This window comes from Runella sp. MFBS21 (genome assembly GCF_029433105.1).
GTDB lineage: Bacteria > Bacteroidota > Bacteroidia > Cytophagales > Spirosomataceae > Runella.
This window is the reverse complement of the sequence record NZ_JARNTW010000012.1, coordinates 142,638-157,386: the sequence shown is the minus strand read 5'-3', so window position 1 is coordinate 157,386 and position 14,749 is coordinate 142,638. Positions and strand designations below refer to the sequence as shown.

General features: G+C 43.2%; 11 protein-coding genes. 4 read left to right on the top strand and 7 right to left on the bottom strand.

Annotated elements, in window-relative coordinates; translation table 11 throughout:
* Nucleotides 1-166 precede the first annotated feature (166 nt).
* The 4 genes from P1X15_RS21155 to P1X15_RS21140 all read left to right on the top strand — a co-directional run bounded on the left by P1X15_RS21155 (nucleotide 167) and on the right by P1X15_RS21140 (nucleotide 6,524).
* A complete protein-coding gene (locus P1X15_RS21155; RefSeq protein ID WP_277340124.1) occupies nucleotides 167-3,454 on the top strand; it encodes a SusC/RagA family TonB-linked outer membrane protein in 3,288 nt (1,095 codons plus the stop codon).
* A gap of 48 nt (nucleotides 3,455-3,502) precedes the next feature.
* Nucleotides 3,503-5,113 carry a SusD/RagB family nutrient-binding outer membrane lipoprotein gene (locus tag P1X15_RS21150; protein ID WP_277340123.1) on the top strand — a complete coding sequence of 537 codons (1,611 nt, stop codon included), beginning with the start codon at nucleotides 3,503-3,505 and terminating at the stop codon, nucleotides 5,111-5,113.
* A 36-nt stretch (nucleotides 5,114-5,149) separates the two neighbouring features.
* The gene (locus P1X15_RS21145; protein ID WP_277340122.1) at nucleotides 5,150-5,701 is read left to right on the top strand and encodes a hypothetical protein; all 552 of its coding nucleotides are present in this window, start codon (nucleotides 5,150-5,152) and stop codon (nucleotides 5,699-5,701) included.
* Between the two features lie 190 nt (nucleotides 5,702-5,891).
* Complete coding sequence (locus tag P1X15_RS21140) at nucleotides 5,892-6,524, top strand: NAD(P)H-dependent oxidoreductase (protein ID WP_277340121.1); 633 nt, start codon at nucleotides 5,892-5,894, stop codon at nucleotides 6,522-6,524.
* Nucleotides 6,525-6,680: 156 nt separating this feature from the next.
* Here P1X15_RS21140 and P1X15_RS21135 read toward each other — a convergent pair whose 3' ends face one another.
* The 7 genes from P1X15_RS21135 to P1X15_RS21105 all read right to left on the bottom strand — a co-directional run bounded on the left by P1X15_RS21135 (nucleotide 6,681) and on the right by P1X15_RS21105 (nucleotide 14,602).
* The gene (locus P1X15_RS21135) at nucleotides 6,681-7,298 is read right to left on the bottom strand and encodes an N-(5'-phosphoribosyl)anthranilate isomerase (protein WP_277340120.1); all 618 of its coding nucleotides are present in this window, start codon (nucleotides 7,296-7,298) and stop codon (nucleotides 6,681-6,683) included.
* Nucleotides 7,299-7,329: 31 nt separating this feature from the next.
* Nucleotides 7,330-8,172, bottom strand: coding sequence for a transglutaminase family protein (locus P1X15_RS21130; RefSeq protein WP_277340119.1), 843 nt, complete (start codon nucleotides 8,170-8,172; stop codon nucleotides 7,330-7,332).
* Between the two features lie 10 nt (nucleotides 8,173-8,182).
* On the bottom strand, nucleotides 8,183-8,917 hold the full coding sequence (locus P1X15_RS21125; RefSeq protein WP_277340118.1) for a peptidase: 735 nt from the start codon (nucleotides 8,915-8,917) through the stop codon (nucleotides 8,183-8,185).
* 3 nt (nucleotides 8,918-8,920) lie between these two features.
* Complete coding sequence (locus P1X15_RS21120; RefSeq protein ID WP_277340163.1) at nucleotides 8,921-9,883, bottom strand: alpha-E domain-containing protein; 963 nt, start codon at nucleotides 9,881-9,883, stop codon at nucleotides 8,921-8,923.
* Nucleotides 9,884-10,016: 133 nt separating this feature from the next.
* Nucleotides 10,017-11,177, bottom strand: coding sequence for an aldose epimerase family protein (locus P1X15_RS21115; RefSeq protein WP_277340117.1), 1,161 nt, complete (start codon nucleotides 11,175-11,177; stop codon nucleotides 10,017-10,019).
* 68 nt (nucleotides 11,178-11,245) lie between these two features.
* Nucleotides 11,246-12,490, bottom strand: coding sequence for a DEAD/DEAH box helicase (locus P1X15_RS21110; protein WP_277340116.1), 1,245 nt, complete (start codon nucleotides 12,488-12,490; stop codon nucleotides 11,246-11,248).
* 78 nt (nucleotides 12,491-12,568) lie between these two features.
* Nucleotides 12,569-14,602 carry a M13 family metallopeptidase gene (locus P1X15_RS21105; RefSeq protein WP_277340115.1) on the bottom strand — a complete coding sequence of 678 codons (2,034 nt, stop codon included), beginning with the start codon at nucleotides 14,600-14,602 and terminating at the stop codon, nucleotides 12,569-12,571.
* Nucleotides 14,603-14,749 lie beyond the last annotated feature (147 nt).

The window sequence follows — 14,749 nt, the reverse complement described above, 5'->3', positions numbered from 1 at the left end:
AAAATTTGTCGTAAAAAGGTTTTCCCCAACATAATATTGGCATAACATTATATTTAATAAACCACTATAAATGGGTGATTTTTAGCATAAATGAAATGGAGAAATTTGTTTCGGCAATTATCATCAGTTGCCAAAACGAATTAAAAACCAAATTCCCAGTTCATTTATGAAAAAAAATTTATTACTCCTGATGGGGATAGTGCTCTGTATTGCTCAGAGCTATGCCCAAAACCGCACCGTGACGGGGAAAGTCACTGCCGCCGTTGACGGTAGCCCTTTGCCTGGGGTCAATGTACTTGTAAAAGGCTCTAATACAGGTAGCTCAACCAACGCCGAAGGGACTTACCAAATCCAAGTACCCAACAATGCTACCTTGGTATTTAGCTTTATTGGCTATCTTTCGCAAGAAATAGCCGTAGGAAGCCAAACAAGTATCAATGTCTCTCTTTCTGACGATGTAAAACAATTGAGCGAAGTGGTGGTGACAGCCGTGGGGATTGAGCGGAGCAACAAATCCCTCGGTTATTCGGTAGAAAGGCTATCGGCCGAAAAACTGGTACAGAAATCTGAGCCTGATGTAATCAAAGCCATGCAAGGCAAGATTCCGGGCGTCAATATCAATGGTTCTGGAGGGACGGCGGGGAGCTCTTCAAGGATTACGATTCGGGGAGCCAATTCTTTCTTTGGTTCAAACCAGCCTTTGTTTGTGGTAGATGGGATTCCTTATAACAATGACTTAAACGAAAGCGGTAGCTTCCGCGACAACGGAGCAGCTTTTTCGAGCCGTATTGCCGACCTTGATCCCAACAACATCGCATCTATGACGGTACTAAAAGGTGCCGCTGCTGCGGCACTTTATGGCACACGTGCTGCCAACGGGGTGATTGTGATTACGACAAAGTCAGGTACCAACAAATTGTCAAAAAAAGGCTTGGAGATTACATTTAATACCTCTTACTCAGCAGAGAAAATTGCGAGTTATCCTGATTTTCAGAATAAATATGGTTCGGGGTCGCAACAGGTATATGCCAATGCCAATGGTACTTGGGGACCTGCTTTTGGACTAGGACGTATATACAATGCGGCAGGTGGTTGGACCAATACCACCGCCCCTGTGGATTCGATTCCGATTTGGGTAGGCTACAATACCTATGCGGCCAATTACCCCGCTATTGCAGCTCAATATGGACTTCGTCCCAACGGCAACGTCGCCTATCGGGCTTATCCTGACAATGTGCGAAACTTTTTTCGTACTGGAAATCTTTACGAAAACTCCATCAGTATTACAGGAGGAGGTCCCAAGGCAAGCGTAACTTCGGTGATTTCGCGTACCGACCAAAAAAGCTTTTTCCCAGGTTCCACTTTTGAGCGTACCAATGTCAGCATTGGGGGCAATACTACCCTTGACAATGGGTTTGTGGTAGGCGCTAATTTGGCTTATACCAATACTGTACAAGACAGTCCGCTTTTTGGGGGCGATGGTACTTCCCCTCTTTCGCGGATGTTTCAGCAACCTCGCAACTGGCCTCTCGACCAGCTGCCTTATGAAGACCCCTTCGGAAATGGCGTGTTCTTTTTTCCTTTTGGTCAAGCTGATAATCCCTATTGGTCGGTCAACAATAGCATCTTTACCAGTAAAGTCAACCGCGTAGCTTTGAACGGTAGTATTTTGTACGACATCAACAATTGGTTGAATGTGAGCTATAAAGGAGGTCTCAATACTTTCAATGACAATCGTTTTCAACGGATTTCGGCAGGGTCGCTTTCGGGAGCGCAGGGTATTGGAAGTATGCAGTTTGACGCGATTGAGTTTCAAGAACAAGACCACAATTTATTGTTTAACCTCAATCGTGACTTGACGCAAGACCTCAACCTGAGAGCTATCGTAGGAGCCAACTACAACCAAAGAAGCAGTGACCAAACGAGCGTCAATGGATTGGGAATCGTGACGAGAGGAATTGATTTGATTACGAATGTAAGTACTGTCACTCCCAATACTGGAAATACCGCCATTAGCAAAAGACGTTTGTATGCCGCCTTTACGGATATGACATTGGGCTACAAAAACTATCTTTTCTTGGGTTTGACAGGGCGTAATGATTGGTCATCCACGTTGCCCGCCAACAATCGCAGCTACTTCTACTATTCGGGCAATGCTTCATTGATTCTGACTGAGGCATTTAATATAAAATCAAAAGCACTCACAAATGCCAAAATAAGAGTGAGTTACGCCAAAGTAGGACGTGACGCCGATCCTTATCAGACCCTCAATACATTTAGAATCAACTTTGGAGAAAGCTCAGGACAGCAAGGGTCAACACGCTATAACGATTATCCCTTCAACGCTCAGCCCGGAGCCTCTGTAGCGGCATCGGCTTTTGACCCAAATCTCAAACCTGAATTTACGAAAGAAGTAGAAGTCGGAACCAACCTAGAGTTTTTTGGTGGCCGTGCTGTATTGGATTTGACTTATTATAATCGCCTCAGCACGGATATCATCGCACGTCGGGCACTGCCGCAATCGTCGGGTTATACTTCTTTTGTAACCAATTTTGGTTCTATTCGTAATTCAGGAATTGAAGCGGCTATCACGCTTGTTCCGATTCAGATGAGCAATGGCCTGAAATGGGAGATATTCACGGCTTATACTCAAAACAAAAACATCGTAGAAAGCTTGGCTGATGGCGTAGAAGAAGTAACCCTCCGCAATATTTTTACCAATCAACCTTTGCCTGTGGTACGGCCAGGAGAGTGGTTTGGGGTATTGAGAGGCACCGCTGTAGCTCGTGACGATAAAGGCAATGCCCTCATCAATCCAAACACAGGGTTGACAATTCCTGACGTACAACAGAAAATCATCGCCAATCCAAATCCTAAGTTTATTTTGGCCGTAACAAATACCTTCAAGTATAAAGGATTTACTCTCAGTGGTGTGGTAGATTATCGTCATGGAGGAGATATTTATTCTTGGACCAATCAGTTTTTGCTAGGACGTGGGGTAACTCAAGATACCGAAGACCGCGAAATCCCCAAAGTAGTTGCAGGGGTATTGGGCGATGCAAATACCCTTAAGCCTTTGCTTGGCGGTGACGGGCAGCCGATTCCTAACAATATACAAGTAATGGAAAATAACCTCTGGTTTCAGGCCGCTGGTGGGTCGTTGGCTATCAATGCACCCAACGAGTTTTCGGTGTGGGATGCTTCGGTGGTACGCTTGCGTGAGGTGTCTTTGGCTTATTCGCTTCCTAAAAGTTTGTTGACCAAAACTCCTTTTGGGGCCGTCAATTTGAGTATGAGCGGGCGTAATCTGTGGTTTTTTGCTCCTCATATGCCTAAACATACCCATTTTGACCCTGAAGTTAACACCTTCGGAAATACCAATGCCCAAGGTATCGACTTTTTTGCCGCCCCCTCGGTACGTAGATATGGCGTTAATTTAAGCGTAACATTCTAAGCTGGTCTTCAACTCACAAGTGCGCTAGCACTTAACTATCCTAAAAGCATGAATCGAATCATTAAAAGTTTAAAATACAGCACGCTTATTGCAATGCTATTGCTTTTGAATGCGTGCAGCCTTGATATAAATACCGACCCCAACAATCCTTCTACGGTCAATTCGGGGCAATTGCTGACCAACGCACAGCTTGATATTGTCAACTCACTAGGGGCGGGGCCTCCAGGCTTGTCAAATCCTGCGGGGGTATTTGTGCACCAATTGACGCAGCGTAGCAACAACGACCAATACGCCATCACGGGGCAAGATTTTCCGGGTACGCAGGCTTGGTCCAATATGTACCGAGCTATCCAAAACCTCAACATCTTAATTGAGCAGGCCAATTCTAGCCAAAGTTTTGCCTATGTTGGAGTGGCTCAAATCATGAAAGCTATGACCTTTAGCTACATGGTGGACGTATGGGGAGATGTACCTTTTACGGAAGCAAGTACGTCGGCCAAGATTCAGTTTCCAAAATTTGATAAAGGTCAAGATATTTATCCTCAGTTATTTTCAATGATAGATGAAGGGATTGCAAACCTTGCCAAAACTTCGGCGCTAGTTCCTCGTACAGATGACCTCATATATGCGGGTAATTTGGTACGTTGGAGGCAGTTTGCCAAAACCCTCAAACTGAAACTTTATAACCAAATCAGACTCACTCAAAACGTAAGTACGCAGGTAAACGCTCTGATTTCGGAAGGAGATTTGATGACTTCGGCGGGTGGTTTTTCGCTTAACTATGGTACGACCAGCGCTCCTGATAACCGTAATCCGATTTTTAGAGAAGATTACAATATCACCACCTCTGGACGCGACAACTATATCAGTCCCTACTTCCACGAAATTTTGTTGGGAACTAGCACCCTCAACCCTGTTTTGAACGGAGTTTCTGATCCTCGTATCCCTTATTATTATTTCAATCAACTCTCTGCTGCTCGTCCCAATGCCCAAAACCCAGTAGAATATCGTAATGGGAATTTTGTGTCGATTTATTTTTCTTCACAAGGCCCCAATCAGGGTTTTGACCAATCGTCGTCTATTACGATTGTGGGGCTGTATTATTGTGGTGGTCGCTACGATGATGGCAATGGCGTAACCGCCGCTGGCGTAAGTGGCGCATCCGCAAGAGGCGATGGTCCTCAACGCATTTTACCCTACCATTCTTATTTATTTACACGCGCAGAGTTGGCGCAGACGGGCATGGGAACAGGCAATGCTAAACAGCTTTTTACGGATGCTATGAATGCCGCATTTGCAGAAGTCAATGCCGCTGCTGCCAAGGGAGGAGCTCCAAGTATTACCGCCGCTGCGACCAAAGAATATGTGGATGCGGTATTGGTCAAATACGAAGCTGCCGACGACAACGGCAAGCTTGAGCTTATCATGACCGAAAAATGGATTGCCAATTTTGGTTTTGGCTTGGAGTCTTACAATGACATTCGTCGGACAGGTTTTCCAAAAATCTTTGACCCCAACAACGACGGAATTGCTTTTACGAATGTCAATCGTGGATATCCGCAATCTTATCCTTATCCCGTACCAGGAGAGTTGCAGCTCAATCCCAATGCTCCTCAGCAGCGGGTCATAGCTACAGCTAAGGTATTTTGGCAGAAATAGTTAAATGTTTGACTTTCAAAATGATAATTGATAAAAATGAAAAATACATTGAAAATATCTGTTTTCTTAGGGCTGTTAGGCGCTGTGCTGATAAGTTGCGAACGTAAAAGCCCTTTCCCCGAAATCAAAGAAGGAGCACATTTTATAGCTCGTCCTGACCCGCTACCTGCGGCTGTTACGGCGGCCAATGTCAATACCATTACTGTCACTTTGGCCAATGCTGCTTCTGCTAACTTGGCTTTTTCGACTCAAAGCCTCAATGCTTCTGAAATTGAAAAAGTAGAAGCCTACGCCAGTCACGTAAGAGGTACCGTAGTGACACCTACGGCGACTACTTCGGCACCACATGGCGTTTTGTTGAAGGCCCTGTCGAGTATCAATGGCAAAGAACAAATAGCCGTTAGTGAGCTTCTTTCAAAGACTGGCGTGACTGCTGCTACCTTGAGAGCCAACGATCGCCTTAGGGTACGTTTTGTGGCGACGATGAAAGACGGGCGGGTATTTTCGTGGCAAAACTCAGGACCCGGCATTGTTGTCAATCCTCTTGGCACAACTTTTACACCGCTTTTGGATGTGCTTTTACAGTAAAAGTTACTAGTATAAACAAAAAAACGGGCCATATACATGGCCCGTTTTTTTGTTTTATTACCCCAATTAAAGGCTTTATTATGAGTTGTTTATGGAGATTTGGTAGACTTTTTATTAAATCCTATCACATTTCTGAACGTTTTCATACAGTATTTTGTAATATATGTAATAACAATAAATGTAGATACATATGAAATTACTTGAAGATTTGAATTGGAGATACGCCACCAAGAAAATGAATGGAGAGAAGGTGTCGCAAGAAAAAATAGACTTTATTTTGGAAGCTATTAGATTGTCTCCGTCGTCGTCGGGTCTACAGCCGTATGAAATTTTAGTAGTTTCTAATCCAGAGTTAAAAGAAAAAATTCGCCCCATTGCTTTTGGACAAAGTCAAATTACGGATGCTTCTCATCTTTTGATTTTTGCCTCTTGGGAGCAATATACCGAAGAGCGCATCAACGCTTATTTTGAAAGAGCCAATCGTGAGCGAGGGTTGCCCGATTCGGCTACAGACGCCTACCGTACTCGATTGATTCAGATGACCACAAGCCAAACACCCGAACAGAACTTTGCCCATACTGCCAAGCAAGCAGCTATTGCATTAGGGATTGCGATTGTGGCCGCTGCCAACCAAAAAGTAGATACTACACCTATGGAAGGATTTGATGCCAAGCAGCTGGATGCACTTCTTGGATTGTCGGAAAAAGGCTTGAAAAGTACCGCTATTTTGGCATTAGGCTACCGCGATGAGTCGGGAGATTGGTTAGCAAAACTCAAAAAAGTAAGGACTCCTAAGGAGCTTTTGTATACGCATCTTAACTAACCTATGAGTGAAGTGAAATTTGGTAAGTAGGAGAATGTACTGGCTTTTTTACTTGCCAAGTTTTTTATAAGCCATGAACAAATGAGTTGAATAATTATAAAATAGAAATGCCGCTTTTGGAGATAAAAGCGGCATTTTTGCGAAAAATTATCATTTTTATTCTTCTTCCAATGCTTCCAAAATATCCATTAGCTCTCCAAAATCTTTGAATCCGGGTCTGATTTCTTCACTACCTGTGAGAGCGATACCCGTGATATTATAATCTTCGGTCAGAAAAGCGGCATTGTCGGGGGTGATTCCAAAACCTAGTAAAATAGAAAAGCCTTGAGCCAAAGTCTTCAAGAAATCGGGCCAATCGCCATCTAAGGAAGTATTGTTACTAGATTCTAACAAAAAATAAGTGACATAAGGCGCATATTTCGTAAGGATAGCTTCTATGTCATCGGCATCTTGATCCACATCTACCTTCAAGATAAGGGGCTTAGCGGTTTCACTTTTGAGCCATGGGAGCAATTCGGGGTTAGAGATTTGAATAAAATCAGGTTGGTATTTCCCTAATTTTTCTAGCAAATCAGTGGGGTCTGTGGTGGCAGTTTGGGCTACAATCGGTACACCAGCAATCCAAGCTCTGATTTCTTGGAATTTTTTCAAGTCTACAAAATATTCTGATGAGTCGTCGATATTAAATCCGAGCAGCTCTACACCCATTCCAGCACAATAGCGCGCGTCAGAGAGATTGGTGACGTTACTTATTTTAACAGTGGTTTTTAACATAATGAAATCAAAACATAGAAAGATAGGGGAGCTACGATTTTTCTCCTACTAATACTTCGGCTTGAAGAGAAGAGCGTGCTTTGCCTCTAAAAGTACCCGCTACAGGGGGGATAAGTTGGGGGTCAGCCGAAGAAGCTAAGTATACGTGATTGTTCATGATAGCTTTGCCGTCGGTAGGGTCAAAACCGCGCCATCCAGCCCCCGGCAGATATACTTCTGCCCACGCATGTAAATCGTGTTGCTGAAGGGTATTTCCATACAGATAGCCACTCACAAAACGCGCCGCGATGCCTACACTACGACAGCAAGCTACAAAAAGCTGCGCAAAGTCGCGGCAAGACCCTTTGCGACCAATGAGCGTATGCTCAGGAGGAAGAGGTGCACCTACGTCGCGTCGCTCATACATGAAATCTTGGTAGATATTGTTGCAGAGGGTTGTGAGAAATGGAACAGTATGCCATTTAGCTACCGCCGCCGTTTGGCGGGCGTATTGTTCTACATAAGTTGTGACCCCTTCTCTAATCAGATAGGGATGTAAGTATTTTTTTAGTACTTCGGGATATTGAAAAGGCAATCGTTCTGTTTCGAAGGGAAACAAAACGAATTCAAAAACATTAAAATCATCGGAGCGGACGGTCATATCGACCGAAACGGTCAGGTAATTTGTATTTTCTCGAAAATAAGCGATATGTTGGTGGTTGCCTTCTGCGTCTATATTATGGACAAGCATACTTGGAGTCGGCTCAACTATGAGCGAAAAACCCATTACTTGCTGGTGAGGATTGGCTTTTGGATGTAAATAAATAATATGAGGCTCCAAAAAAACCAAATCGGAATAAGTATAGTATAAAGTATGCTTTACATGTAGATCCATAATATAGTGTTTAAACTTTTTCGCGGAGTTTTTCAAGAACTGGCCCCATCCAGTCGTTGGGGAGTCGTTGAACGGAGTTTTGCAAAAGCATACTCCACTGCAAAGACAAGTGGGCTAGGTCATCTTTTTGGAAACGATGCTCCGTCAAATGAAAGCTATCTCTTTCATACATAACGACATCAATAGGATAGTCGACGTCGTTGGCACTTACTCTAGTGGAGTCAAAAGATAAAAAACCTACTTTAAGGGCGTCTGCCATTGAAGAATTGTATTTTAAACTTCTAAAAAGTAGGGGTTTGCCATAATTAGAGTTACCAATGACAAAGAAGGGGGAAGTTTCGCCCACTTCGACCCAATTGCCTTCTGGGTACAACAGAAACAACTTATGTTCGTCATCGTTTTCGAGCTGGCCGCCTACTATGGCATACAAGTTGAAATTGAGGCCTGCTTCTTCGAGGGCTTCGCGGTCTTCATTCGCAACGCGGCGTACTTGTTGACCAAAAGCATTGACCGCTTTATAAAGTTTATTGAAACTACGATCTTGGTCTTCAATCACTTCCTTAAAATAAGTGACGGCTTTGTCGCGTACCGAGCGTAGGCCCGATGTCATGATAAACATCGAATGATTTTCCAACTGATGGATGGAAATCTTTTTGTTGGTAGTTACTTCAGTGCCAGAGGTAAGGCGAGTATCTGCGATAGCTACCAGTCCCGAAGCGACCTTGATTCCTAAACAGTAAGTCATTTCTTATAAATCAACAGGTTTGATGTCAAAATAGGTTTCAAAGATAGATTTACTTACCTCATTGCCTCGTATTTGAAATTGATCGAGGTATTGGTGCAAACCTACCCGAAAAATATCTTCTACTTCGGTAAATTCAATCTCAGAGCGGAGTTTACCCATCATTTTTTCGGCTTGGTTGCTGAAGCGATTGGTGATAGGAGTCCCCGATATTTCATACAAAGATAACTCAGCTTGACGGATACAATGGGCCATTGCACGAGGAAAAAGTTTGTCTAGTATCAAAAACTCAACCATGTGAGTGGGGGTAATTGTCTGATACTGTTGACGAAACATGTTGTAAGCACTTACAGATTTGAGCACGGCAGTCCATAGCATCAGCTCCGATGTAGAGCCTGTAATATCAGTATCGGGTAAGAGCGTAAAATAGGACACATCCAAGAAACGGGATGTTTTGTCGGCACGCTCCATAAAGCGCCCCAAACGTCCAAAATGCCAAGCTTCGTTGCGGGTAATAGTGGCATCAATGACCCCGTAGTACAATTGAGTACCGCTTCTTACCTGTGCATAAAAATCTTGCATATGATTGAGGTCCCATTCTGCTTGCGGCTTTATGTCTTTCATCCACAAGTAGAGCTGATTTAGATTTTCCCACATCTCTTTGGAGATACTTTCTCTGATGGTGCGCCCATTTTCGCGAGCAGCCATCAAGCAGCTAAAGATAGAGTTGGGATTGCGTTTGTCAAATGTCATAAAGTTAATGACATTTTCACGCGTTGGCTCATCATAGTGTTGATAAAAGAGATAATTGTCAGCAGTTGCAATCAGAAGAGGCTCCCATTGCTCGCTGACATTGGGCGGGAGATCAAAGGCTAAGTTGAAATTAACGCCAATAAAACGGGCATAGTTTTCAGCTCGTTCGATATAACGATTCATCCAATAAATCGAATTGGCAACTCGGCTTAACATGGCCATATTCTCTAAGGTGGGGTTGGTTATTGATAATCGCTAAACTAATGCAATAATACGATATGACCAAATTTAAAAAAACGAAATGACTTCGTAAGCTTACGAAGTCATTTCGTTTTTTTGTAAATGGAACCTATTTTGTTGAAAACTTATATACTGTTTTGGTTTTGTAAGTTTCGCCCGGACGAAGTACTACACTTGGGAATGAAGGCTGATTGGGTGAGTCAGGGAAGTGCTCGGTTTCAAAGCAGAAGCCTGAACGTTTGCCATAGACTACTCCATTTTTGCCGGTAATGCTTCCATTGAGGAAGTTTCCAGTATAAAATTGTACACCTGGCTCCGTCGTAAAAGTTTCCATGTAGCGTCCTGAGGTAGGCTCGTAGGCGGTAGAGGCCAATCTGAGCGAATCGCCGCTTCCATTGAGCACCCAGCAGTGATCATAGCCTCCTCCAAATTTAATTTGCTCATCTTTAGGGTCATCAATACGGCTCCCTATTTCGGTAGGTTGTAAAAAATCAAAAGGAGTACCTTTTACATCTTGAAGTTTTCCAGTAGGAATCAATGTGTTGTCAACAGGCACGAATTTGTCGGCATTGATAGAGACTTGATGACCTAGGATATCTCTCTTTCCACCTGTGAGGTTAAAATAAGTATGATTAGTGAGGTTGATGATAGTTGGTTTGTCGGTGGTAGCGGTATATTCTATTTCAAGTTCATTGTTGTCGGTAAGGCGATACACTACTTCTGTACTCAATGTGCCTGGGAATCCTTCTTCGCCATCTTTGCTGATATAGGAGAGTTTGAGGGCGCTATCGTTGTCGATGAGCTCGGCTTTCCATATCACTTTGTCAAATCCTACTTTACCACCGTGGAGGCTATTGGGGCCGTTGTTGGCCAAAAGCGAATATGTTTTTCCTTCTAAAGTAAATTTAGCTTTTCCAATACGATTGCCATAGCGCCCTACCAAAGCACCAAAATACGGAGATGCCTTGAGATAACCGCCTAGGGAATCATAGCCCAAAACTACATCTTCAAAAGTGCCGTTTTTGTCGGGGGCCATTAAGTGGGTGATAATGCCTCCATAATTAGTGATTTTGATTTCCATTCCGTTTTTATTTCGGAGCGTGTAGTAGTCGGCTGTTTGACCGTCGGGGAGGCTCCCAAAGGTAGTTTTAACAATACGAGTCATAGTATCAGTTGAAGTAGTTTGAGATTCTTGTTTTGAGCCACCACAAGAGATAAGCAAGTGTCCCAAAATCATCAGTGCTGCAAATAGAGAAAAGGTTTCACGCATAGGATTAATGTTTAGCTAAATGCTATCAAAAGGGAGAAAAGGTTTGATTCCTACTCACGCTTTTTGGCTCAACTTTTGGATTTATTGTCGGATGTTGTGGAGGGCTTATTGCGCCTAAAAGGCCGTTTTTTTTTGCGTTTAGGCTTGCTAGAAAGTGTGGTGTGCTTAAATTCTGGAGCTGCTCCCAATGCCGTCGGTAAACTCACTCGGGGAATTTCTTTGCCAATCATTTGTTCGATGGCCTTTAGTTTTCGAAGCTCTTTATCATTTACAAACGTGATAGCCGTGCCTGTAGTATCGGCGCGGGCGGTGCGGCCTATGCGATGAATATAGTCTTCAGGGTCATGAGGAACATTGAAATTGATCACTAGACTAATGCCTTCTACATCAATACCACGGGCTAAAATATCGGTTCCGATTAAAATCGGTAAAGTTTTGTTCTTAAACTCTCGCAAGATTTCTTCTCTTTCTTTCTGAGGTAAATCAGAGTGAAAAGCTTTGGTATTAAGTCGATTACGGATAAGTTCGTCGTTGAGCTTTTTGACATTTTCTTTTGTGGAGGCAAATATGATAATACTCGTAAAATTGCCTTCTCTAAGAATATGTTTGAGCAGACCGATTTTTTGTTCATCATATACAAAATAAATTTGCTGTAAGATTCCCTCCGCAGGTTGGGCCACGGCTATATTGATTTGTTCAGGTTTGTGCAGGATATTGTTAGCTAGGGTTCTTATTTTGGGAGGCATGGTGGCTGAGAAAAGCAAAGTTTGACGCTTTTCAGGCAAATACCCAATAATCCGAATAATATCGTCATAAAAACCCATATCGAGCATACGGTCTGCTTCGTCGAGTACCAGATGCTGAAGGTTTTTAAAATTAATTTCCCCCATCTGTAACAGAGCAATGAGCCGCCCAGGAGTAGCAATAATGATTTCACTACCTTCGGCAAGTGCCTTACGTTGTTGGCTCCAAGCGGCACCGTCGCCTCCCCCATAAATCGCAATAGAGCTTATGCCAGTAAAATATCCTAAACCTTCAATTTGTTGATCTATTTGGATAGCAAGCTCTCGGGTAGGCGATAAAATAAGCGTATTAAGATGCCGTTGGTCACTGTGGGCGGAGATAATCTTATTCAAAATAGGCAATAGATACGCCGCTGTTTTGCCAGTACCTGTTTGGGCGCAGGCAATGAGGTCTTTATGGCTAAGCACAACCGGAATCGCTTGTGCTTGTATGGGGGTGGGGTGTTCAAACCCCATAGCATGAAGGCCATCTAAGAGCTCATAGTCAAAATCAAAATCGTCGAAAGTCAAGGTACGGGTAGTTAGAGTGAAACATAAAAATAGCGATAATTATACAGAAAGCCGCTTACAATGCGGCTTTCTAAGAAACTACCAAATTTTAACTCTCAAACTATCAGGACGATACATTTTATTGTTAGGTTTGACATTAAACACCTCATAAAATTCGTCCATGTTAGAAAGAGGCCCATTCACCCTAAACCTTTCGGGAGAGTGAGGGTCAGCATTGATACGGAGGCGCATTGTTTCGTCGCGGTTTTTGATACGCCATACTTGTCCATAGCTCAGGAAAAAGCGTTGTTTGGGGGTAAATCCGTCGACTTTTTCGTTGCTTTGACCTTGTTTGGTTTTCAAGAATGCTTCATAAGCTATCGAAAGACCTCCCAAATCGGCAAGATTTTCGCCCAAGGTTAGTTGACCATTGACACTCATGTTGTCTGGTACTTTGTAGCCGTCATATTGTTTTACTACTATCAATGCTTTTCTTTTAAACTTATCGCTGTCGGTAGGTTTCCACCAGTTTTGGAGCATTCCCATGTAGTTGTATTGACGACCTTGGTCATCAAAGCCGTGAGTCATTTCGTGGCCAATCACCGCCCCAATAGCACCGTAGTTGATAGCGTCGTCGGCAGCATTGTCAAAAAATGGAAACTGGAGAATTCCGGCTGGGAACACAATTTCGTTGAAGGTGGGGTTGTAATAAGCGTTGACGGTAGGAGCGCTCATTCCCCATTCCGTTTTGTCAACAGGCTTGCCAATTTTGGCTAGGTCGCGTTTGGCCTGTGATATAGCAATGGAGGTCTTATTGCCAAAAAAGTTGTCTTTTACAATCTCAACGTCTTTATACTCTTCCCATTTGTCAGGATAACCGATTTTTTTGATAAAAGCATTCAATTTCTTCACGGCTTCTACTTTGGTCGAATCCGACATCCAGTCGAGACGATTGATGCGTTCACGATATACGTCTTGGAGATTATTGACTAGTTCATTCATCCGAGTTTTGGCTTCGGCTGTAAAATATTTTTTGGCAAATAGTTGTCCCAATAAATCCCCCAAACCACCGTCTACTTCATTGGTGATTTGCTTCCAGCGGGCATCCTCTACTTGCTGTCCATTGAGGGTTTTGCCATAAAACTCAAAGCGCGCATCTCTAAAAGCTTTGGTAAGAGAAGAGGCCGCACCCGACAACACAGATAGCTTCATTCGGTCTTTGAGTACTTCTATGGGTTGAGATTTGAGATGGGTGCTAAGTGCTTTATAATAGTCGGGCTGTCCTACAATCACGGTATCGGTCTTGGCACCCATTTTTTGGATAAACCTTACCCAGTCAATGTTAGGAGTAAGTTTGTTTAAATCTTTAACGGCAAATTTATTATAGTTTTTTTCGGGGTCTCTTAGTTCTACAGGACTGCGGTGAGATTTGGCAACTTCGGTTTCGAGTTTCAAAATACCTTCAGCTTTTTTCTGAGCTGTGGCTTCATCTACTCCCGACAAAGTAAAAAGGGTAGCTACGTATTTCTTAAAAGCCTCTCGTATCTTTTTTGTTTCGTCATCGGTACGGGTATAATAATCTTTTTCGGGCAGTGAAAGCGCCGTTTGAGCCAATTGAAGCGCATTATAGCCAGGATTTTTTTCGTCCGCTCCTATATAATAAGCTACCCATACACCCCCTACCGACTCAAGTTTGGCGGTATAGTCAAGGATGTCTTGGGGAGTTTTGAGGTTGTCAATTTCGGTTAGATACCCTTTAATAGGCTCCATGCCCTTTTTTTCAATGGTCGTGGTATCCATTCCCGAAAGGTAAAAATCCCCAACCTTTTGTTCCAAACTTCCCTTTGGATGAGATGTTTTGCTGGTTTCTTCTAATATACCATGCAGCTTTTGTAAGTTTTCTTCATACAAGGTATAAAAAGAGCCCCAACCCGTTTGGTCGGCTGGAATCTGGGTGTTTTTGAGCCAATTGCCCGAAGCATATTGAAAAAAATCATCGGCAGGATTAGCGGTAGTGTCCATGCCCGAAATATCCAAAAAAGAAGTGCGGGTACTTTTGCTTTCTTCTTTTTGACAAGCTACAAAAGTCACTGCCGCAAGTGCGAAATAGATGGGGATGCGCAAAGAATTCATGCAGGCTAACAAAGTTTAGTTTTGGCGAATTTAGAATAAATCACTCACATAAAAAACAACCCTTGAAATCCTGAAGTGTTACTATTTGTTATAGGCAGATTGCCAATAGTTGATTTTTCGGGTCAACTTATGCTCTTATGTTGGGGG